Genomic DNA, 20,818 nt, shown 5'->3' with positions numbered 1-20,818 from the left:
TCCCACGCGAGCTCGCGAAGGTGCGGCTCGTACTGCCCAACCCACGGGAGTCGTGTGATGAGTCACGCCGCTGCGGTCCTGGCCTCCGAGCCGACGGACGCGCCTGCCAGGCCGTCGGCCCGGCTGGTCGCCGTCCTCGCCCTGCTGGCCGCCTTCGCGGCGTCGATGAGCCTCTACTTCGCGACCACCCAGGCGCTGTCCTACCACGCCCGTGACGAGGGCCCGAACGCGTCGTACGCCATCACGCTCCACGGCGGCGAGCTGCCCACGATCGACACGCCCGTGGCCCAGGACAGGGACCGCTTCCCGCAGATCACCCGCGGCGCGAACCGGGAGGAGTTCGATCGCCACCGGATGATCTGGACCGCCAACCATCCGCCGCTCTACTACCTCCTCGGCGTGCCGTGGGTCGCGCTCGCCGACACGCTCGACAACCCACAGGTGCTGATCGCCGGGATGCGGGTGACGAGCGCTCTGGCGTACGGGGCGCTGGTGTTCCTGGTCGGGCTGATCGCCTTCGAGGTGACCCCGCGGCGACCGGCCGCCGCGCTGCTGGCCACCGCGATCACCGCCTCCCCGGCGGTGCTGGCGGTCTCGGCCGGCTTCATCATGAACGACAGCCTCGCGGTGGCCGCCTCGTCCCTGACCGTGCTCGCGACCCTGCGCATCCTCCGCCTCGGGGTGACCCGCAACCGGATGATCGTGATGGCCGTCGCCGGCACCCTGGCCGCGGCGACCAAGGCACCCGGGGTGATCACGGTGATCATGTGCGGCGCCGCGCTCGGAGTGACGCTGCTGCTCCGCGACCGTGGCCGGAAGGGCTTCCTCCGGGCGACCTGGCTGACTGCGATCGCCACCGGGGTGCCGGGCCTGGCGATCGGCTGGTTCTACGTACGCAACATCGTGCTCTACGGCGACGCGACCGCGAGCACGGCGCTCCTGGAGCGCTACCAGCGGGTCCAGGTCGACACCTGGTTCGAGGTGATGACCGCGCCGCGCTTCTGGCACGGCTGGTACGACCATCTCTGGGTGCCGTATCAGCTGCGCGGCACCGGCCTGCACTGGGTGATCGACACCATCACCCTCGTCGCGCTGCTCGGCCTGGCTCTCGGGGTCGGCGCGCGCCTGCGGGACCACGGGCGTGAGCAGGGCCTGGTCGTCGGCGCGCCCCGGGTGCCGTCGGTGGCGACCGTCGGTCTGCTCGTGCTCATCGCGCACGCCTTCGTGATCATCGTCAACCTCGCCCAGTTCCGCTCCGGGGGAGGGAACCCGCACGAGCGCTACCTGATGACGATCATGCCGCTGGTGGCGATCGTGCTCTCGGTGGGCCTGCTGGCCATCGTCGACGCACTGCCGTGGGGCGAGATCCGCCGGCGCGAGGAGATCGCGGCGGCGCTGATCTCGGCGTTCCTGATGGGGATGGCCGCCGCGACCTTCTCCGTGTCGGTGCGCACGCAGATCCACCTGGGGATGGATCGGATGCTGCCCGAGATCAGGCCACTGCCGTACGTGGTGCTAGGGGTCGGCGCGCTCTGCGCGGCCGCCGCCGTCGTGCTGCCGCTGGTCTGGGGCCCGCCGACGCGGAGGCGCTCTGTCGTCGGGCGCAGCGAGGCGATCGCAGCCGAAACTGTCGGTGGTCCCGCGTAGCCTTGGTGTCATGCGTCCTGTCACCGATCTCGAGCGTCGTGTCGCCCCGTTCAAGGTGGTCTCCGACTACCAGCCCTCGGGCGACCAACCGGCGGCGATCGCGGAGATCACCAAGCGGATCAGGGACGGCGTCAAGGACGTCGTCCTCCTCGGCGCGACCGGCACCGGAAAGACGGCGACGGTGGCCTGGACCGCCGAGCAGCTGCAGCGTCCGATGCTGGTGCTGCAGCCCAACAAGACCCTCGCCGCCCAGTTCGCCAACGAGCTGCGTCAGCTCTTCCCGGACAACGCGGTCGAATACTTCGTCTCCTACTACGACTACTACCAGCCGGAGGCGTACGTCCCCCAGACCGACACCTACATCGAGAAGGACTCCTCGATCAACGAGGAGGTCGAGCGGCTGCGTCACTCGGCCACCAACTCGCTGCTGACCAGGCGCGATGTGATCGTGGTGAGCACGGTGTCGTGCATCTACGGTCTCGGCACCCCGCAGGAGTACGTCGACCGGATGATCCGGCTGCGGGTGGGTGAGGAGCACGACCGCGACTCGATCCTGCGCCGGCTGGTGGAGATCCAATACACCCGCAACGACCTCTCCTTCACCCGCGGCACGTTCCGGGTGCGCGGCGACACCCTGGAGATCTTCCCGGTCTACGAGGAGCACGCGGTCCGGATCGAGTTCTTCGGCGACGAGATCGAGCGGCTGATGACGCTGCACGCGGTCACCGGCGAGGTGCTCACCGAGGACCAGGAGCTCTACGTCTTCCCGGCGACCCACTACGTCGCCGGTCCCGAGCGCATGGAGCGCGCGATCAATGGCATCGAGGCCGAGCTCGACCAGCAGTTGAGCACCTTCGAGAAGCAGGGCAAGATGCTCGAGGCGCAGCGGCTGCGGATGCGTACGACCTACGACATCGAGATGATGCGCCAGGTCGGCTCGTGCTCCGGGATCGAGAACTACTCGATGCACATCGACGGCCGCGAGCGCGGCTCGGCGCCCAACTGCCTGCTCGACTACTTCCCCGAGGACTTCGTCCTCGTCGTCGACGAGTCCCACGTCGCGGTCCCGCAGGTCGGCGGGATGTATGAGGGCGACATGTCCCGCAAGCGCAACCTGGTCGAGCACGGGTTCCGGCTGCCCAGCGCGCAGGACAACCGCCCGCTGAAGTGGGAGGAGTTCCTGGACCGGATCGGCCAGACCATCTACCTCTCCGCGACCCCGGGCGACTACGAGCTCGACAAGGTCGGTGGCGACACCGTCGAGCAGATCATCCGCCCGACCGGCCTGATCGACCCCGAGGTGATCATCAAGCCGACCAAGGGCCAGATCGACGACCTGATCGGCGAGATCAACGACCGGGTCGCCAAGAACGAGCGCGTCCTGGTCACCACGCTCACCAAGAAGATGTCCGAGGACCTCACCGACTACCTCCTCGACGCCGGGATCCGCACCCGCTACCTGCACTCCGAGGTCGACACCCTCAAGCGGATCGAGCTCCTCCGCGACCTGCGGCTGGGGGAGTACGACGTCCTCGTCGGCATCAACCTCCTCCGTGAGGGCCTCGACCTCCCGGAGGTGTCGCTGGTCTCGATCCTCGACGCCGACAAGGAGGGCTTCCTCCGCTCGGACAAGTCGCTGATCCAGACGATCGGCCGTGCGGCCCGAAACGTCTCCGGCCAGGTGCACATGTACGCCGACAAGATCACCCCCTCCATGGAGTCGGCGATCGAGGAGACCAACCGCCGTCGCGCCATCCAGATGGCCTACAACGAGGCCAACGGCATCGACCCGCAGCCGCTGCGCAAGAAGATCGCCGACATCACCGACATGCTCGCCCGCGAGGACGAGTCCACCCAGGAGCTGCTCAACACCTGGGCCGGCACCGAGGCCAAGGGTCGAGCCGGTAAGACGGCGGCGAAGTCCCCGACCCCGATGCTCGGCGACGCCGCCCGCGAGGCCCGCGAACGCGGCCTCGTCGGCCTGCCGTCCTCCGACCTGGCCCAGCTCATCGGCGACCTCACCGACCAGATGAAGGGCGCCGCCGCCGAGCTCCAGTTCGAGGTCGCCGCCCGGCTGCGTGACGAGATCTCCGAGCTCAAGAAGGAGCTGCGGCAGATGATGGAGGCGACGAAGTGAGGAGGGAGCCGGCGTAAGCCCCCGTCGCGCCGAAGGCGCCATCTAGGGTTTACGCCGGCTCCCGACGAACGAGGAGCGGCGCGCGAGCGAAGCGAGCGCGCCGGCGACGAAGTAGCCGCTTCGCGAACGACCCACCACGAACGACCCACCACGAACAAGCCTGGCGTCGACGATCGCTCACCCGCACGTCGCGCTCTGTTCACCGCCTGTGAGCCGTGGGCCGCGTGTCCCGTCAGTTTCGCGAGCTAGCGTCGGAAGCGTGTCTGTCCCTCGGGTCTCCATGTCCCAGTCCACGATCTGCGTCCTGCTCCTGGGCGTGCTCGGCTTCGCGATGAGCGCCCAGGTGGCGATCGCGATGCCCGCCCTGTTCAAGGCGGACGAGCGGGCCCATGCGGCGTACGCGGTGGCGCTCTCCCAGGGAACGCTGCCGACGATCGACACCGACATCCCCGACGACCCGGTGCGCTACCCGCAGCTCGCCGAGAGCCTCTTCGGGGCCGACGAGGCCCACCGCGACATCTGGGTGGCCAACCACCCGCCGCTGTTCTACGTGATGAGCCAGCCGCTGGTGTGGCTCGGCGACGCGGTCGGCTCCCCGGGGCTGACCCTGCTGGGGATGCGGCTGCTCAACGCCCTCGGCTTCGCCCTGACCACGGTGATGGTCGGTCTGCTGGCGCGTGAGCTCGTGCCCAGGCGCCCCGCGGTGCCGGTGATCGCGGCCGCGATGTGCATCGGCTGTGGCGCGATGACGTTCCTCGGGGGCGGGATCTACAACGACGGCTGGTCATCGGCAGCGGCCTTCCTGACGCTCTTCCTCGGGTTCCGGATGATCCGCCAGGGGGTGACTCGCGAGCGCCTGATCGCCGCGGCCGCGGTCGGGGTCGCGGCGGCCGGGCTCCGCTCGACCGGCCTGGTTGCGGTCTTCTTCCTCGGCCTCTGCGTGCTGGTGGCCATGTGGCTGCGGGAGCCGTCGCTGCGTACGTTCCTGCGGGGTTCCTTCTGGCGCGCGGTCGCGATCGCGGCGTGCATCGGGATGGCACCGGTGGTCGTGTTCGGCTGGTTCTACGTGCGCAACATCCAGATCTACGGTGACGCGACCGCGTCGAGCTCGCTCTTCGAGAAGTTCGGGCGCGAGCCCAACGGCACCACGCTGTTCCAGCTGGTCAACCCGGAGTTCTACGGTCACCTCCTCGGGAGCCTGTGGACCGACGGCAACATCGCGAACACCTGGAGCCAGGCGGCGGTCATCGTGCTCACGCTCACCGTGGTCGGCCTGGTGCTCGATGCGGCCGCGAAGGCCAACCCACGCCGCACCGGTGTCCTGCGCCGCATCAGCCTCGCTCCGCAGAGCACGATGCAGCACCGCCAGGACCTGGCGATCTGGGCCCTGCTGGGCGGCTACTGCCTGCTGATCCTCGTCAACGTCGCCGGGTTCATCGCCGGCGGCGGCTGGATCCACGCCCGCTACGCGGTGCCGTTCCTGCCGTTCCTCGCCGCCGGCGCCGGGCTCGCCGCGCTGCGCCTGGGTCGCGTCTTCCCGCTCCGATCCATCCCGACGGGACCGCACCCGGGGCCGACCGCGATCGACGAGGCGCGCGACCTGCGCATCGGCCTGGGCGTCTCGCTGGCCTTCATGGTCGTGGGCCTGGTCTGCCACCTCGACACCGAGCAGTACGTCGACGGGCCGGTCAGCAGCACCTTCGCGCTGGTCGCCCTGGTGGCGGCCGACCTGGTGATGTTCGCCGTCGCCGCTTACGTCGCCACCGAGCTGCGCAGGCGGATGCGACCCGGCACGTTCGACGCCGCCCGCACCCTGGCCGCGCCGGTGCAGACCGGGGCTGTGACCGAGGTCGCTCCCAGCCGTCCACGGGCCAGCACCGCGACCTCGTCAACCCCGAAGACCCCGTAGCATCCCTATGTGAGCCACGAAGATCCCCAGTCATCCGCACGCTCATGGCTCGTGTGGGGCATCGGCGTAGCGGTCTACGGGCTGGCGGTCTTCCATCGCAGCAGCCTCGCCGTCGCCGGGCTGGTGGCCACCGAGCGCTTCGGGATCGGCGCCAGCCAGCTGGCCGTCTTCACGATGCTCCAGCTGCTCGTCTACGCGCTCATGCAGGTGCCGGTCGGGCTGCTGGTGGACCGGTTCGGGTCGCGTACGGTCCTCTCGGCAGGGGCCGTGATCCTGGCCGTGGCACAGGCCGGCTTCGCCTTCGCCGACTCCTACCCGCTGGCGCTGCTGGCACGTACGTTCGTGGGGATGGGCGACGCGATGACGTTCATCTGCGTGCTGCGGCTGGTGCCGTCGTGGTTCCCGACCCGCAAGGTGCCGCTGGTCAGCCAGCTGACCGGCACCATCGGCCAGATCGGCGCGATCGCCGCCGCCGTCCCGATGACCTGGGCGCTCGGCCACCTCGGCTGGACCCGCGCCTACCTGACGGCCGCCCTCATCGGCCCGGTCCTGCTGGTCCTCCTGCTGCTCTTCGTCCACGACGGCCCGGGCACCCGGCACCGCCGCGGCATCGCGCTCAACCCGCGCGAGGTCTTCCGGAGCCTGAAGGCGTCCTGGTACCAGCCCGGCACCCGCCTCGGCTTCTGGATCCACTTCTCCACCCCGTTCAGCTCCCACCTGATGGGGCTGCTGTGGGGCTTCCCGTTCCTGGTGACCTCCGAAGGGCTCTCCGACACCCTCGCCGGCACCCTGCTCTCGGTCACCGTCGTCGCCGCCCTGGCCGCGGGCCCGGTGATGGGGATCCTCGCCGGCCGCCATCCCTGGCACCGCTCGACGCTGGCGCTGACGATGATCGCGGTGATCGCATCCGTGTGGACCCTCGTGCTCGCCTGGCCGGGTGAGGCGCCGCTGCCGGTCCTGCTGCTCCTGATGTGCGTGGTCGGTTTCGGCGGCCCCGCCTCCATGATCGGCTTCGACGTCGGCCGCACCAGCAACCCGCCCGCCCGCATGGCCAGCGCCAGCGGGATCATCAACCAGGGCGGCTTCGTCGCCGCGCTGCTCGTGATCGTGCTGGTCGGCTGGATCCTCGACTGGCGCACCGCGGGCGACTCGACCTCCTACACGCCGGAGGCGTTCCGCTGGGCGATGTCGGTGCAGTACCTGTTCTGGGGCGTCGGCGTGGTGCAGATCTGGCGCCACCGGCGCGACGTGCGGCGGCGTACGACCCGCGAGCAGGTCGCTGCCGGCTCCTCGATGGTCGCCGACTGAAAGCGATCGACACCGTTCGCCCAGACGTCACCTGAACGGCACCGAGGAGCACTAGCTTGTCGAGGTGCCCACGCCTCCGCGCTCGCTGTCCCAGGTGACCGTATGCCTGCTCCTGCTGGGGGCGCTCGGCTTCGCGATGAGCGCGCAGTACGCGATCGGGATGCCGGCGCTGCTGAAGGCGGACGAGAAGCAGCACGCGGCGTACGCGATCGTGCTGTCCCAGGGCGTGCTGCCGACGATCGACACGAACACCCCGGCCGACCCCGTGCGCTATCCGCAGTTCGCCGAGGCGCTCTTCGGGCTCGACGAGCCGCGTCGTGACATCTGGGTCGCCAACCACCCGCCGCTGTTCTACGTGATGAGTGTGCCGCTGGTGTGGCTCGGCGACGCCGTCGGCAACGTCGGCGTGACGCTGCTGGGGATGCGGCTGCTCAACGCGCTCGGCTACGCGCTGAGCATCATCCTGGTCGGGCTGCTGGCCCGCGAGCTGGTGCCCAGGCGCCGGGTGGTGCCGGTGCTCTCCGCGGCGATGGTGCTCGGCTGCGGCGCGGTGACCTACGACGGCGGCGCGATCTACAACGACGGCTGGGGCACGGTCGCGGCCTCGCTGACGCTGCTCCTGGGCTTCCAGATGGTCCGCGAAGGCGTCACCCGCGACCGGCTGATCTGGGCGACGGTCGCCGGCGTCGCCGCGGCCAGCTTCCGCTCGACCGGCCTGGTGGCGGTCCTCGTGCTCGGTGGCTGTGTGCTGGCCGCGCTGTGGCTGCGCGACCCGACCCTGCGTACGTTCCGCCGGGGTGTGCTCCTGGCCGCCCGGATCGGGCTCGCGCCGGTGGTCGTGATCGGCTGGTTCTACGTACGCAACATCGTGCTCTACGGCGACCCGACCGCCTCCGCGGCGCTCTTCGAGAAGTTCTCCCGGCAGACCCACGGTGACACGCTCTTCCAGCTGGTCAACCCCGAGCTCTACCTGCACCTCTACGGCTCGCTGTGGGCCGACGACGTCATCCCGAAGATCTGGATCGTGGCCGCCGCGGCGACGCTGGCCGTCACCGTCACCGGCATGGTGGTCGACGTCAACGCGAGGGCCCGGCCGCGGCCCGACGGGATGATGCGCCGTGTCGTGTTCCCCGGACCGGAGCCGACGCTCCTGGAACGCCGGCTGAACCTGGCCGTGCGGGCGCTGATGGGCATCTACTGCGTCATCATCATCATCAACCTGGCCTCCTTCCACGCCGGCGGCGGCTGGATCCACGCGCGCTACGCGATGCCGTTCCTCCCGGTGATCGCCGCGCTGACCTCGCTCGCGCTCCTCCGCGTCGGCCGGCGCTGGGTCCGCGGTGTCGACGAGGAGACGGTCGACCTGCGGATCACGCTCTACGCCGGCGCCGGATTCATCGTCTCGGCGATGGTCGCCCACCTCCACATCCAGCAGCGGATCGACGGCCCGGCCGACGCCTCCTGGCTGTTCGCGCTGATCGCCGCCGACCTGGTGATGTTCCTCGTCGCCGCGTACGTCACCGCGCAGCTGCGCCACCGCCTGCGGCCGGAGGTCTTCGGCCTGACCGCGCAAACCGTGCCGACCCCGCGGCCCGCGGGCGAAGTCTTCGCCCGCCGGACACCTGACGACCAGTCATCTGTTGCCGCGGTGAACATCTGAGCGGCGATGGTGGCGTTCCACCCCCACGCTGAAGGAGCACCTGTGGTTGACATCGATCGTCGTCGGTTCCTCGGACTCGCCGGCGGCGCCGCCGCCCTGACCATGCTCGACCAGAGCATCGCGCGAGCCGCCTCCATCCCCGCCGCCCGCCGGACCGGAACGATCCGCGACATCGAGCACGTGGTCGTCCTGATGCAGGAGAACCGCAGCTTCGAGCACTATCTGGGCACGCTGCGCGGCGTCCGCGGCTTCGGCGACCCGCACCCGGCGATCCTGCCCTCGGGCAAGCCGGTGTGGCACCAGCCGAACGGGAACGGCGAGCTGCTCCCGTTCCACCCGGAGGTCGACGACCTGGGTGCCGCCTTCCTCGAGGGGCTCCCGCACAGCTGGCCCGACGGCCAGCAGGCGTTCAACCGCGGTCGCTACGACCAGTGGGTGCCGGCGAAGGGCACCACCACGATGGCGTACCTCGAACGGCAGGACGCGGCGTTCCACTTCGCGCTGGCGGACGCGTTCACGGTGTGCGACGCCTACTACTGCTCCTTCATCGGAAACACCGACCCCAACCGCTACTACATGCTGTCGGGCTGGACGGGCAACGACGGCAAGGGCGGCGGGCCGGTGCTCTACAACGACGAGGCCGGCTACGGCTGGACCACCTACGCGGAACGGCTCGAGGCCGCCGGCGTCAGCTGGAAGGTCTACCAGGACGAGGGCACCGGGCTGAACGCCGAGGGCGAGAACTGGTGGGGCTGGACCAAGGACGCCTACATCGGAAACTACGGCGACAACTCGCTGCTCTACTTCACCAGCTTCCAGGACGCCCAGCCCGGCGACCCGCTCTTCGAGAAGGCCCGCACCGGCACCCGTGCGATCGACGGCCAGGACTACTTCGAGATCCTGCGCGCCGACGTCGAGGCCGGCAGGCTGCCCTCGGTCAGCTGGATCGCGGCGCCGGAGGCCTTCTCCGAGCACTCGAACTGGCCGACCAACTACGGCGCCTGGTACATCTCCAAGGTTCTCGACGCGCTCACCTCGAACCCCGAGGTATGGGCGAAGACCGCGCTGTTCATCACCTACGACGAGAACGACGGCTTCTTCGACCACCTCGTCCCGCCGCACATCAGCAGCCCGCTGGTGCCGGGGGAGTCGACCGTCTCGACCGAGCACGAGCTCTACACCGGCTCCCACGGCGACGGCCACTATGGTCTCGGCCCGCGGGTGCCGATGTTCGTCGTCTCGCCCTGGAGCGTTGGCGGCTACGTCGCCTCGGAGACCTTCGACCACACCTCGATCCTGCGGTTCATGGAGGAGCGCTTCGGGGTCGCCGAGCCCAACATCACCCCGTGGCGTCGCGCCGTGTGCGGCGACCTGACCTCGGCCTTCGACTTCTCCCGCACCGCCGAGCCGCCGGCGCTGCCGGACACGAGCGCGTGGGAGCCGGCCGACCGCGAGCGGCACCCCTCCTACTCCCCGAAGACCCCGGCGAAGGGGACGATGCCGAAGCAGGAGCGCGGCACCCGCCCGGCGCGACCGACCCCCTACCGGCTCGAGGTGATCGAGACCGCCGCAGCGGGCGCGATCGCCGTCGAGATCCGCAACACCGGCACCGTCGGCGCCCACTTCCAGGCCCGGCTGCTCGCTCCGCAGGGCGCGCCGCACAGCTACACCGTCGGCGCCGGCGAGAGCATCACCGTGCGCTGGCCGGTCAGCGGCGACTACGAGATCCACCTGCACGGCCCCAACGGGTTCTTCCGCTCCTACGCCGGCACCGCCGGCGCGGACCCGGCTCCCGCCACCGTGCGGCAGGAGGGTCGCACCCAGCGGCTCACCGTGGCCGCGCCGAAGAAGGCCGAGATCACCAGCGCGTACGCAGGCAGGATCCGCTCGCCCCACCTCGACACCCGCGCCACCGGAGGCTGGTACGACCTGACCCTCACGGTCCCGGGCACCACCTGGGCACGCGGGTTCGCCGGCCACCTGGAGAACGGACGTCCCTCCGTGAGCGACCCACAGCTGGGCGCCTAGGCGGGATCGGTGGGCCGGTCCTTCTCGGACTGGTCCACCTGCGGGTCGAGGATCGGGGCGGCAGTCTCGGGGGCTGCCTCGATCTCGGCCCGCTCGGCCTTCTTCGCCGCCTTCTTGGCGGCCTTCTTCTCGAGGCGGTGCACCTCGCGCTGCACGATCGCCTCGCGGCGTACGCCGGTGCCGACCAGGTTCACGACGAGGAAGAGCATCGGGTAGATCGGCCAGGGATGCCCGCCGGGTCCGCTGGTGAACAGCCAGATGCCCCAGGTGATGAGGCTGACCATCAGGAAGGTGGCGATCGCCTCCTGGAACTCCTTGCGGTACGCAGCCGCCCCCTGCTCGCGGAAGCTGAGCGCCTCGGGCAGGTTCTCCGCGGCCTCCGCCGGAACCGGCGAGACGACCACCAGATCGTCGACCAGTGCGGGCAGCTCGCCGAGCGTACGGGCCTCGAGCAGGGTGCCGACCCTCTCGTCGTGCTCCTCACGGGTCAGCCGGCCGTCGGCGAAGGCGTCGGCGAGAACGGTGCGCACCACCTCGCGATCGGCATCGGAGGCGCGCATGCGTGCGTTGTCGGTCTGCCTCGGATCGAGACGGAACCGGGTCCAGAAACCCTCCACACCACCAGCCTAGACGCCCAGCCCGACACCGTCTGTTGAAGCGGCTGCATTAGAGTGACTGGCGCTGGCTACCTGCTAGTATAGAACACGTTCTAGTTTTCTCTGCCCAGTTTCGAGGGAGGTGGCGGATGCGGATCGCTCTGCTGTCGTATCGCAGCAAGCCGCACGTCGGCGGTCAAGGCGTCTATATCCGCCATCTGAGCAGGGAGCTCGCCAAGCTCGGGCACACCGTGGAGGTCTTCTCCGGGCAGCCCTATCCCGATCTCGACCTCGACGGGGAGGGCGTCACCCTCACCAAGGTGCCGAGCCTGGGCCTCTACGAGGAGCCCAACCCGTTCGGCAATCCGAAGCTCTCCGAGATCCGCGACCTGGTCGACGTCGAGGAGTGGGCGCGGATGCGCACGGGTGCCTTCCCGGAGCCGCTGACCTTCGCCAAGCGCGTCCTCAAGGTCCTGAAGGAGCGCACGGACGACTTCGACATCGTCCACGACAACCAGACCCTGGCCACGCCGCTGCTCAGCATCGAGCCCGAGCTCGGCCTGCCGCTGGTGACCACGATCCACCACCCGATCTCCTTCGACCGGCGCATCGAGCTGGAGAGCGCCGAGGGCTGGAAGAAGAAGTTCGGTGTCTGGCGCTGGTACTCGTTCGTGAAGATGCAGGCCAAGGTCGCCTCGCAGCTCCGCCACGTGATCACGCCCTCGGACAACTCCAAGCGCGACATCCTCACCGACTTCGGCGTCCCCTCGGAGCGGGTGCAGACCGTGCACCTCGGCGTCCCCGAGGAGTTCGTGCCGCCGACCACGCCGCGCGTCGAGGGCCGGATCCTGGCCATGGCCAGCGCGGACGCCCCGCTGAAGGGCATCGCGTTCCTGCTGGAGGCCTTCGCCAAGCTGCGCACCGAGCGTGACCTCGAGCTGGTCCTGGTCTCCAAGCCCAAGAAGGGCGGGCCGACCGAGCAGCTCATCGAGAAGCTCGCGATCAAGGACCACGTACGTTTCGTCAACGGCATCTCCGACGCCGAGCTCGTCGAGCTGATGGGCTCCGCGGAGATCGCCTGCGTGCCCTCGCTCTACGAGGGCTTCTCGCTGCCCACCGCCGAGCTGATGGCGTGCGGGACCCCGCTCGTCGTCTCTCGCGCCGGCGCGATCCCCGAGGTCGTCGGCCCCGACGACCTGTGCGCGAAGCTGGTCACCCCGGGCGACACCGAGGAGCTCGAGCAGGCCGTCGCGGCGCTGCTCGACGACCCCGAGCGCCGGGCCCGCTACTCGGCCGCGGGGCGCGCCCGGGTCGAGGAGCACTTCTCCTGGCACGCCGTCGCCGAGCGGATGACGGCCCTCTATCAGCAGTCCATCGACGAGTTCCACACAGACGAGAGGAAGTGAGCCGTGCTCACCGTTGACTTCGACCGCCTTGGCCTGAAGGCCGGAGAGCGCGTGCTCGACATGGGTGCCGGCGGTGGCCGGCACGCCTTCGAGATGTATCGCCGCGGTGCCGACGTGATCGCCTTCGACCAGGACGCGGAGGAGCTCGCCAAGGTCTCGGAGTGGTTCTTCGCGATGCGCGAGGAGGTCCCCGAGGGCGCGAACGCCGAGGTGAAGGAGGGCGACGCGCTCTCCCTACCGTTCGCCGACGGTGAGTTCGACCGGATCGTGGCCGCCGAGGTGCTCGAGCACATCCACCACGACGTCGACGCGATCAAGGAGCTCGTCCGGGTGCTCCGGCCCGGCGGCACCCTGGCCATCTCGGTGCCGCGCTGGCTGCCCGAGGTCGTCAACTGGAAGCTGTCGGCGGACTACCACAACACCACCGGTGGCCACATCCGCATCTACACCGACCACGAGCTGATCGACAAGGTCACCAAGGCCGGCCGCCCCAACGACGGCACCCCCGGCGAGGCGATGATCTTCGAGGGCAAGTCCTACGCCCATGGCCTGCACGCGCCCTACTGGTGGCTGAAGTCCGCCGTCGGCGTCGACAACGACAAGCACGTCTTGGTGAAGGTGTATCACCAGCTCCTGGTCTGGGAGATCATGAAGAACCCGCTGCCGCTGCGCCTGGCCGGCAAGGTCCTCGACCCGGTGATCGGCAAGAGCATGGTCCTCTACTTCCGCAAGCCGCATCCGGTCGCCTCCGACCCGACCACGGCCGACTGATTCGCGGATGAGAGTCGAGATCCCGTACGTCGACGGGGTGCTGACCCCTGCCCAGATCGTCGCCACGGCCGGGTCGATCGCCCGCGCCCAGGAGCCGTCGGGCGCGATCCCGTGGGTGCCCGGCCAGCACACCGACATCTGGAACCACGTCGAGGCGGCGATGGGGCTGCTCGTCGGTGGCCTGGTGGAGGAGGCCGAGGCTGCGTACTCGTGGATCCCGACTCTCCAGAACGCCGACGGCTCCTGGCCGATGAAGATCGTCTCCGGGGCTGCGGTGGAGACGATCGGCGAGTCCAACATGTCCGCCTACTTCGCGGTCGGGCTCTGGCACCACTGGCTGATCCGGCGCGATCGGGCGTTCGTGGAACGGCACTGGCCCTCCGTACGCGCCGGGCTCGACTTCGTGGTCGGCCTGCAGCTGCCCTTCGGTGGGATCGCCTGGACGCCGCGCGACCCGTTCGCGCTGCTCACCGGCTCCTCCTCGATCTACCAGTCGCTGCGCGCCGGCGTCGCCCTGGCCGACCTGATGGACGACCCGCAGCCGGAGTGGGAGATCGTCGGCGGCCGCCTCGGCCACGCGCTGCGCCATCACCGCGACTCGTTCGAGGACAAGTCGCACCACTCGATGGACTGGTACTACCCGGTCCTCGGCGGCGCCGTCGTCGGCGCGGCCGGGCACGACCTGATCCGGTCCCGCTGGGACCACTTCGTACGCCCCGGCCTCGGCGCCCTCTGCGTCGACACCAACCCGTGGGTCACCGGTGCGGAGACCTGCGAGCTGGTGATGGCGCTCGACAACCTCGGTGACCACCGCCGGGCGCTGACGCTGCTGACGGACATGCAGCACCTGCGCGCCGAGGACGGCGGCTACTGGACCGGCTGGGTCTACGAGTCGCCCGACTACCCCAACCCGAACCCCAACGCGTTCTGGCCCGAGGAGCACTCGACCTTCACCGCCGCCGCCGTCATCCTCGCCGCGGACGCGCTCGGGGAGCGCTACGGCGGCTCCACCGCAGGCTCCGGGATCATGCGCGGCACCTCCCTCGCGGCTCCGTTCGAGGAGCTGGCGCTGGAGTGTGGGTGCGAGACGAGCCCGGCCGGGGTCAGCTGAGCCGGCGCAGGACCCGCAGCGACCCGACCGCGTCGATCTCCTCGAACTGCCTCGAGGCGAGCGCGGGGAGGTAGATCTCCTCGTACGGCGGCCGGCCGCCGTCGGCCGGGTCGGGGAACACGTCGTGGACCAGCAGCAGGCCACCCGGCATCACCTTCGGCGCCCAGCCGCGGTAGTCAAGCTGCGCCGGCTCCACGCCGTGGCCGCCGTCGATGAAGAGGAACGAGACCGGCGTGGTCCACCACCGGCTCACGGTCGTCGAGGTGCCGATCACCGCGACCACCTCGTCCTCCAGGCCGGCCTGCTCGATGGTGCGCCGGAAGGTCGGCAGCGTGTCGAGGCGTCCGGTGGAAGGGTCGACCAGGGTCGTGTCGTGGTGCTCCCAGCCGGCCTGGTTCTCCTCGCTGCCGTGGTGGTGGTCGACGGTGAAGACCGTGCCACCGGTCAGCTTCGCCGCGGCGCCCAGGTAGACCGACGACTTCCCGCAGTAGGTGCCGATCTCGACCGCCGGGCCGTGAGGCAACCGCTCCACGGCGTACTCGAACAGCGCGATGCCCTCCTCGGGAGGCATGAACCCCGTGGCGTCGAGAGCGTGCTTGAGCAGTTCCGCGGGCATCTCAGGCGTAGACACCCGGGCACCCTAGCCGAGCCGCCGGGCGTCGGCGACAATCCGGTCCATGACGAACACCCAGGGCGCAGCGCCGGCATCGGCCGGGCACTCGGTGCTCGTCGTCCCGGTGCCCGAGCTGGAGACGTACGTCCTGGAGCGGACACGCCACTACGACGACTCGTTCGTGTCGACCGACCCGGCGTTCGTCCATGCGCACATCACCCTGCTCGCGCCGTTCCTCGCCTCGCCCACCAGCGACGACCTGAGGCTGGTCGGGAAGATCGCGGCCGCGGCACGGGCGTTCGACTTCGTGCTCGAGGACGTACGCCTCTTCGCCGGTGGCACGATCTATCTGCATCCCGAACCCGCGGAGCCGTTCGCCGCGCTGACCGCCGAGCTGAGCGCGGTGTTCCCTCAGTGCCCGCCCTACGACGGGCTCTTCGAGCCGGTGCCGCACCTGACCGTCGACCACGTCGCCGGGGGAGTGGACCTCGGCTCGACGCGTACGTCTCTGGCTCCTCACCTGCCCGCGCGCTGTCGCGCGGACCGGATCAGCCTGCAGTGGTACGCGAACCACGACTGCCGGGTGATCGCCGAGTGGCCGCTCGGAGGATGATGGCTCCGCGTCAGGGTGCCGGCGCGGACATCGCCTGCATCACGTAGCCGATCGCCACCAGGATGGTCAGGCTGCTGATGGCGATGCCGGCGATCGCTGCCCAGCGGCCGCGACGCTTGTCGTCGGCCGTGCGGAACAGACCGATGACGCCGAGGATCAGCCCGAGCGGGCCGCACATCAGCACGCTGGCCAGCAGCGACGCGACCGAGACCCCGTCGAGCGGCGCGGCGTAGAGAGACCAGGCGTGGGCCGGTTTCTCGGCCGCCGGGGAAGGCTGCTGAGGAGCCGTCGGCTGCGGAGCGACCGGCTGGGGAGCGACCGGCTGGGGAGCGACCGGCTGGGGCGTCGGGGGCCGCGGGGCGGCCGGCTGAGGACGCGGCGTCTCTGTCGCCGTGGGCTGAGCGGGCGGAGGCTTCGGCGCCGCGGGCCGCTGCCGGGAGGAGAGCACCGAGTTCGCGGCTCGGGACTGACGCGTGGCCTGACGGAGCCGGTTGGCGGAGGGCCGCACCCGAGCAGTCGCCGGCGGCACCGGGCCGGGCGCGCTGCTGTCGGCCGGCGGAGTGGTCCACGCAGGCCCGCTGGTCCACGCGGCCCGCCAGCGGCGGTCGCGGCTGAGCGGCGGCGTGCCGGCGGCAGGCTCAGGTGCGCTCGCCGGCGTCACCGGGGGAGTGGCTTCTCGCCGGCGCCGGGCGAGCTCCTCGTCCAGGGTCGCCCGGGCGACGGGGTCGAGAAGCACGTCGCGCGCACGGTTGATGCGCATCATCAGCTCGCCGTCGGCGGCGCGGCCGCCACGGTCGGGATGGAACTGCTTGGCGAGCTCACGATGGCGCGCGCGCACGGCCGCATCGTCCGCGTCCGGACCGATCTCGAGCACGGCATAGGCGTCGATGAACTTCCCGCTCACTCAACGCCCCCCACGCACAGTCCTTCGATCGTCTGTCTCAGATATCCCAGAGCAGTGAAATCCTAGAGCAGTCACGGCAAGATACTGGTTTCGCCACGGGAAATTGACCGAGGGCCACCCGATCGGATGGCCCTCGCAGTGGAGCGGACGACGAGGCTCGAACTCGCGACCTCAACCTTGGCAAGGTTGCGCTCTACCAACTGAGCTACGTCCGCTTGCGAGAAGAACAGTAGCGGATGTCGTCCGTTCACCTCCAACTGGGGGTCCCGCGTGTCACGCACCTCCTTCGGGAACATCGGACGACGGCGTACGCCTCTCGATCTGCTCGACCAGCTGTGCCACCTGGGCCTGGTGGGCCGCCCGCAGATCCTCGAGCCGCTCGCTCGCGTGGGCCCGCTCACGCTCCAGCTCGGCTCGGGTGGCATCGCGATCCGCCTTCGCCGCTGCCTCGCTGCCGCGGAGGTCGGCCACCTGGTCCCGCAGCGCCTCGATCTGCTCGCGGGCGGCGTCGCGCTGCGTACGCAGGGCCGTGGTGGTCGCCTCCGCGCTCGCCGCTGCCTTCTCGGACGCCTTCTTCTCCGCGATCAGCTGCTCCTGCAGGCGCGCCATCGCCTTCTCGGCGTGGTCGGCGCGTGCCGTCTCGCTGCGCCGGCGCTGCACGGCCGAGGCGTGCTCGCCCCGGAGCTTGTCGAGGTCATCGGCCAGCGCCGCACGGGCGGACGTGGCCTCCGCGAGCTGCTTCTCGAGCGCGGCGATCGTCGTGGCTGCGGTCTCGGCAGCGGTCGCCGCCTCGGACTCGGCTCTCTCCAGCGCCACCTGCGCGGCGTGGCGCGACTCCTCTGCCGCGCTCGTGGCGGCCAGTGCCTGCCTCAGGATGTCGGCCGAGCGCTCCGACTCCTCCAGCGCCTCCGCTGCCGCGGCATCCGCCTCGTCGCGCTCCGCCTCGGCCGTACGCTGCGCCTGCTCGGCCCGCACGGCCCGGGCGCTCGCCGCGGCGATCTGCTCCTGCGCCTCGCTCTGCACGGTGGCGATCTGGGCCTCGGCCGCGGTGAGGTCGCCGAGCGTACGCAGTTCCTCGAGCGCCTTCGGGAGCTGGTCGAGGAACCGGTCGGCGAGCTGGGTGAGCTGGGTGGTGATCTCCGCTGCCCGCTGCTGGGCTGCCTGGACAGGCCGTGCGGCCTCTTCGGGCGACCGTTCCTCCGCGAGCCGCTGCAGGCGCTTCCGCTCGCGCCAGGCGGCGGCCCGGTTGTGGGTCGGGTCGTCGCAGTACTCCGGCGGCCGGCCGCTCCCGTTCTCCGAAGCCGCCGCTGGCAGGGGACAGCCGGGGAATCGGCAGAGCTTCTCGTCGACCACGATCGTTTCCGTCATTCCGTCATCCTAGCGTGACGAAAGACGTAACGAATACGAAACGAAGCCTTTTTGAGACCCAGGAACGCCACACAACATAACCGGCATTATGATGTGCGCTTGTGAGCGCGATCGAGCATGGTCCCCAGGCCCCCACCACAGCCCTCTCGGTGACGGAATCCGTCAGAGAGCTCTTCCTCGAAGACCTGAACGAGCTCCCCCAGGAGAAGAGGGCCGACGCGCTCGCGAGGAGGTTCCTGCTCTCCTACGCCGGACACACCCGCGCCGCGTACGGACGAGACCTCGCCGACTGGTTCGCCTGGTGCGCGGCACTGGAGATCGATCCGCTGGCCGCCAACCGGGCGATCGTCGACGGCTACGCCCGCCACCTCGAGACCCGGCGGAGCCCGGCGACGATCGCCCGGCGGCTCTCCGCGATCGCCGGCTTCTACCGCTACGGCGTCGCGGAGGACGTCCTGAGCTCGTCCCCGGCCGAGCACATCAAGCGCCCCAAGACCAGCAACGACTCCCAGACGCTGGGCATGGACAGGGGAGAGGCCCGGGCATTCCTCGCCGCGGCTCGGGATCACTCCAGCCGCGCCGCCGCGCTGGTGACGCTCCTGCTTCACGACGGCCTGCGCATCTCCGAGGCGCTGGGCGCCGACGTGACCGACCTGAGCCACTCCCGTGGCCACCGGGTCCTGACGATCACCCGCAAGGGCGGTGCCCGTCGCGACGTCGTGCTCAACCCGGCCACCTCCCAGGCGCTCGACGCCTATCTGGACGCGCGAGCAGACGGACCAGTCTTCGTCACCAGCACCGGCAACCGCTGGCACCGCTCCGAGGCCTTCCGGCTGATCCGCAGACTGGGTGCCTCCGCCGGCATCGAGCACGGCGACAAGCTGTCCCCGCACAGCCTCCGCCACACCTTCGTCACCCTAGCCCGCGAGGCCGGCGTACCTCTCGAGGACGTCCAGGACGCCGCCGGCCACGCTGACCCGCGCACCACCCGCCGCTACGACCGCGGCCGTCACAACCTCGACCGCCACCCCGCCTACGCCCTGGGCGCCTTCCTCGCCGACTGAGTGCGAGCAGACCCTCCCCAACCGCACCTTCGCGGCGGTAGCCTTCCGAGAGCCCGTCAACGCTGACGAAGGAGATCCGGTATGAACCAGGAACTGACCAGCGACTACGTGGTGGTGGGGGCCGGATCGTCGGGCGCCGTGCTCGCGGCGAGACTCAGCGAGGACCCGAGCGTCCAGGTGACGCTGCTCGAGGCCGGGCCACGCGACAAGAGCATGAACATCCACATCCCGGCGGCGTTCTCCAAGCTCTTCCAGTCCGAGCACGACTGGGACTACTTCACCGAGCCGCAGCCGGCGCTCGGCGGCCGACGGATCTACTGGCCGCGCGGACGGATGCTCGGCGGCTCGTCCTCGATGAACGCGATGATGTGGGTCAAGGGCCTCCAGGCCGACTACGAGGAATGGGGCGCGGCCGCCGGACCCGAGTGGGGCTGGGACGTCGTGAAGCAGACGTACGCAGAGCTCGAGGACGTCGAGGACGCCACCGCCCTGGACGGCACCGGTGGCCCCGTCCGCGTCGAGCGGCAGCGCAGCCCCCGGCCCTACACCGAGTCCTTCCTCCAGGCCGCCGAGCAGGCCGGCTACCCGCGCGGCCGGGCCAACGGCCCCAACCCCGAGGCGTACGTCGAGACCATGGTCACCCAGCGCCGGGGCGCGCGGTGGAGCACGGCCGCGGCCTACCTCAAGCCCGCTGCCAGGCGTGCCAACCTGAACGTGGTCACCGGCGCGCAGGCGTCCCGGGTGATCTTCGACGGCGCCCGCGCGACCGGTGTCGACGCCGTCGTCGACGGCCGGCGCACGACGATCACCGCACGGCGCGAGGTGATCCTCTGCGGTGGTGCGATCAACACCCCGCAGCTGCTGATGCTCTCCGGGATCGGTCCGGCCGCCCAGCTGAAGGACCTCGGCATCGACGTCCTCCACGACGCGCCGGAGGTGGGGGAGAACCTCACCGACCACCTGGTCGCCGGGATCGGCTGGGAGGTCGAGCAGGGCTCGCTGGCGACCGCCGAGTCGCTGCGTCACCTGGGCAACTACCTGCTGCGCCGGCGCGGGATGCTCACCTCCAACGTTGGCGAGGCCTACGGCTTCCTGCGCTCACGCCCCGACTTGGACGCGCCCGACATCGAGATGATCTTCGCGCCGGTCGGCTTCTTCGACGAGGGCCTGGTGCCGTTCGCGGGCGAGGCCGTCGTCGCCGGCCCGATCCTGGTCGACCCGGCCAGCCGCGGCCGGATCACGCTGGCCTCCACAGACCCGTCGGCCAAGGCGGTCATCGACCCGCGCTACCTCTCCGACCCCGAGGGCAGGGACCGGGCGGCGATGGTCGAGGGCGTCCGGGTCGCTCTGGAGATCGCCTCGCAGCCCGCGCTCAAGCCCATCCTCGGCAAGTTCCTGCGCCCCGACGTACCCGTGGACTCGTCGGCGGACGAGGTCGCCGACGCGCTGCTGGCCCGGCACGCCCACACCCTCTACCACCCGACCGGCACCTGCCGGATGGGCACGGACGAGGCCAGCGTGGTCGACCCCCATCTGCGCGTACGCGGCGTCGAAGGCCTCCGCGTCGCCGATGCCTCCGTGATGCCGAGGATCGTGCGCGGTCACACGAATGCGCCCGCGATCCTGATCGGGGAGCGCGCCTCGGAGCTGATCGCGAAGGATGCTCAGCAGGCCCGTTGAACC

General features: G+C 70.4%; 16 protein-coding genes and 1 tRNA gene. 12 read left to right on the top strand and 5 right to left on the bottom strand.

The window, feature by feature from the left end:
• The first annotated feature begins 57 nt into the window (after window positions 1-57).
• The 6 genes from UG56_RS04075 to UG56_RS04050 all read left to right on the top strand — a co-directional run bounded on the left by UG56_RS04075 (window position 58) and on the right by UG56_RS04050 (window position 10,689).
• Entirely contained in the window at window positions 58-1,647 is a 1,590-nt protein-coding gene (locus UG56_RS04075; protein WP_045550138.1) for a phospholipid carrier-dependent glycosyltransferase, read from the top strand.
• A 10-nt stretch (window positions 1,648-1,657) separates the two neighbouring features.
• Entirely contained in the window at window positions 1,658-3,784 is a 2,127-nt protein-coding gene (uvrB, locus tag UG56_RS04070) for an excinuclease ABC subunit UvrB (RefSeq protein WP_045550137.1), read from the top strand.
• A gap of 259 nt (window positions 3,785-4,043) precedes the next feature.
• Window positions 4,044-5,693, top strand: a complete 1,650-nt coding sequence (locus tag UG56_RS04065) for an ArnT family glycosyltransferase (protein ID WP_177191416.1) — start codon at window positions 4,044-4,046, stop codon at window positions 5,691-5,693.
• Window positions 5,694-5,702: 9 nt separating this feature from the next.
• On the top strand, window positions 5,703-7,001 hold the full coding sequence (locus UG56_RS04060; RefSeq protein ID WP_256206418.1) for an MFS transporter: 1,299 nt from the start codon (window positions 5,703-5,705) through the stop codon (window positions 6,999-7,001).
• A gap of 64 nt (window positions 7,002-7,065) precedes the next feature.
• Complete coding sequence (locus UG56_RS04055) at window positions 7,066-8,661, top strand: ArnT family glycosyltransferase (protein WP_045550134.1); 1,596 nt, start codon at window positions 7,066-7,068, stop codon at window positions 8,659-8,661.
• Window positions 8,662-8,703: 42 nt separating this feature from the next.
• Complete coding sequence (locus UG56_RS04050) at window positions 8,704-10,689, top strand: phosphocholine-specific phospholipase C (protein WP_045550133.1); 1,986 nt, start codon at window positions 8,704-8,706, stop codon at window positions 10,687-10,689.
• Here the strand turns inward: UG56_RS04050 and UG56_RS04045 are convergent.
• The gene (locus UG56_RS04045) at window positions 10,686-11,306 is read right to left on the bottom strand and encodes a DUF1707 domain-containing protein (protein WP_052693844.1); all 621 of its coding nucleotides are present in this window, start codon (window positions 11,304-11,306) and stop codon (window positions 10,686-10,688) included. The two genes, UG56_RS04050 and UG56_RS04045, sit on opposite strands and share 4 nt — an antisense overlap.
• 128 nt (window positions 11,307-11,434) lie before the next feature.
• Between UG56_RS04045 and UG56_RS04040 the strand changes: the two genes are divergently transcribed.
• Genes UG56_RS04040 through UG56_RS04030 form a run of 3 tightly spaced genes read left to right on the top strand, consistent with a single transcriptional unit; the run spans window position 11,435 to window position 14,573 of the window.
• Window positions 11,435-12,691, top strand: coding sequence for a glycosyltransferase family 4 protein (locus tag UG56_RS04040; RefSeq protein WP_045550132.1), 1,257 nt, complete (start codon window positions 11,435-11,437; stop codon window positions 12,689-12,691).
• Between the two features lie 3 nt (window positions 12,692-12,694).
• Window positions 12,695-13,462, top strand: coding sequence for a class I SAM-dependent methyltransferase (locus UG56_RS04035; protein ID WP_045550131.1), 768 nt, complete (start codon window positions 12,695-12,697; stop codon window positions 13,460-13,462).
• A gap of 7 nt (window positions 13,463-13,469) precedes the next feature.
• Complete coding sequence (locus UG56_RS04030; protein ID WP_045550130.1) at window positions 13,470-14,573, top strand: prenyltransferase; 1,104 nt, start codon at window positions 13,470-13,472, stop codon at window positions 14,571-14,573.
• Here UG56_RS04030 and UG56_RS04025 read toward each other — a convergent pair.
• A complete protein-coding gene (locus UG56_RS04025) occupies window positions 14,566-15,204 on the bottom strand; it encodes a class I SAM-dependent methyltransferase (protein WP_256206417.1) in 639 nt (212 codons plus the stop codon). The genes UG56_RS04030 and UG56_RS04025 overlap by 8 nt on opposite strands.
• 46 nt (window positions 15,205-15,250) lie before the next feature.
• Here UG56_RS04025 and UG56_RS04020 point away from each other — a divergent pair, with 46 nt between their 5' ends.
• Window positions 15,251-15,799: a 2'-5' RNA ligase family protein gene (locus tag UG56_RS04020; RefSeq protein ID WP_045550128.1), complete on the top strand. Its 549-nt coding sequence runs from the start codon at window positions 15,251-15,253 to the stop codon at window positions 15,797-15,799.
• A gap of 10 nt (window positions 15,800-15,809) precedes the next feature.
• On the opposite strand, the gene UG56_RS04015 is transcribed toward UG56_RS04020, so the two are convergent.
• The 3 genes from UG56_RS04015 to UG56_RS04005 all read right to left on the bottom strand — a co-directional run bounded on the left by UG56_RS04015 (window position 15,810) and on the right by UG56_RS04005 (window position 18,071).
• Window positions 15,810-16,703: a DnaJ domain-containing protein gene (locus UG56_RS04015; protein WP_071326862.1), complete on the bottom strand. Its 894-nt coding sequence runs from the start codon at window positions 16,701-16,703 to the stop codon at window positions 15,810-15,812.
• Between the two features lie 139 nt (window positions 16,704-16,842).
• Window positions 16,843-16,918, bottom strand: a tRNA-Gly gene (locus UG56_RS04010).
• A gap of 58 nt (window positions 16,919-16,976) precedes the next feature.
• Window positions 16,977-18,071: a hypothetical protein gene (locus UG56_RS04005; RefSeq protein ID WP_071326861.1), complete on the bottom strand. Its 1,095-nt coding sequence runs from the start codon at window positions 18,069-18,071 to the stop codon at window positions 16,977-16,979.
• Between the two features lie 149 nt (window positions 18,072-18,220).
• Between UG56_RS04005 and UG56_RS04000 the strand changes: the two genes are divergently transcribed.
• Window positions 18,221-19,135 (top strand): tyrosine-type recombinase/integrase, encoded by a 915-nt coding sequence (locus UG56_RS04000; protein ID WP_218145121.1) that lies wholly within the window; start codon window positions 18,221-18,223, stop codon window positions 19,133-19,135.
• A gap of 81 nt (window positions 19,136-19,216) precedes the next feature.
• Window positions 19,217-20,815: a GMC family oxidoreductase gene (locus UG56_RS03995; protein WP_045551808.1), complete on the top strand. Its 1,599-nt coding sequence runs from the start codon at window positions 19,217-19,219 to the stop codon at window positions 20,813-20,815.
• Window positions 20,816-20,818: the final 3 nt, after the last annotated feature.

The organism is Nocardioides luteus, from assembly GCF_000960475.2.
GTDB lineage: Bacteria > Actinomycetota > Actinomycetes > Propionibacteriales > Nocardioidaceae > Nocardioides > Nocardioides luteus_A.
The sequence above is the reverse complement of the archived record's forward strand: the minus strand, read 5'-3'. Positions and strand labels throughout refer to the sequence as shown.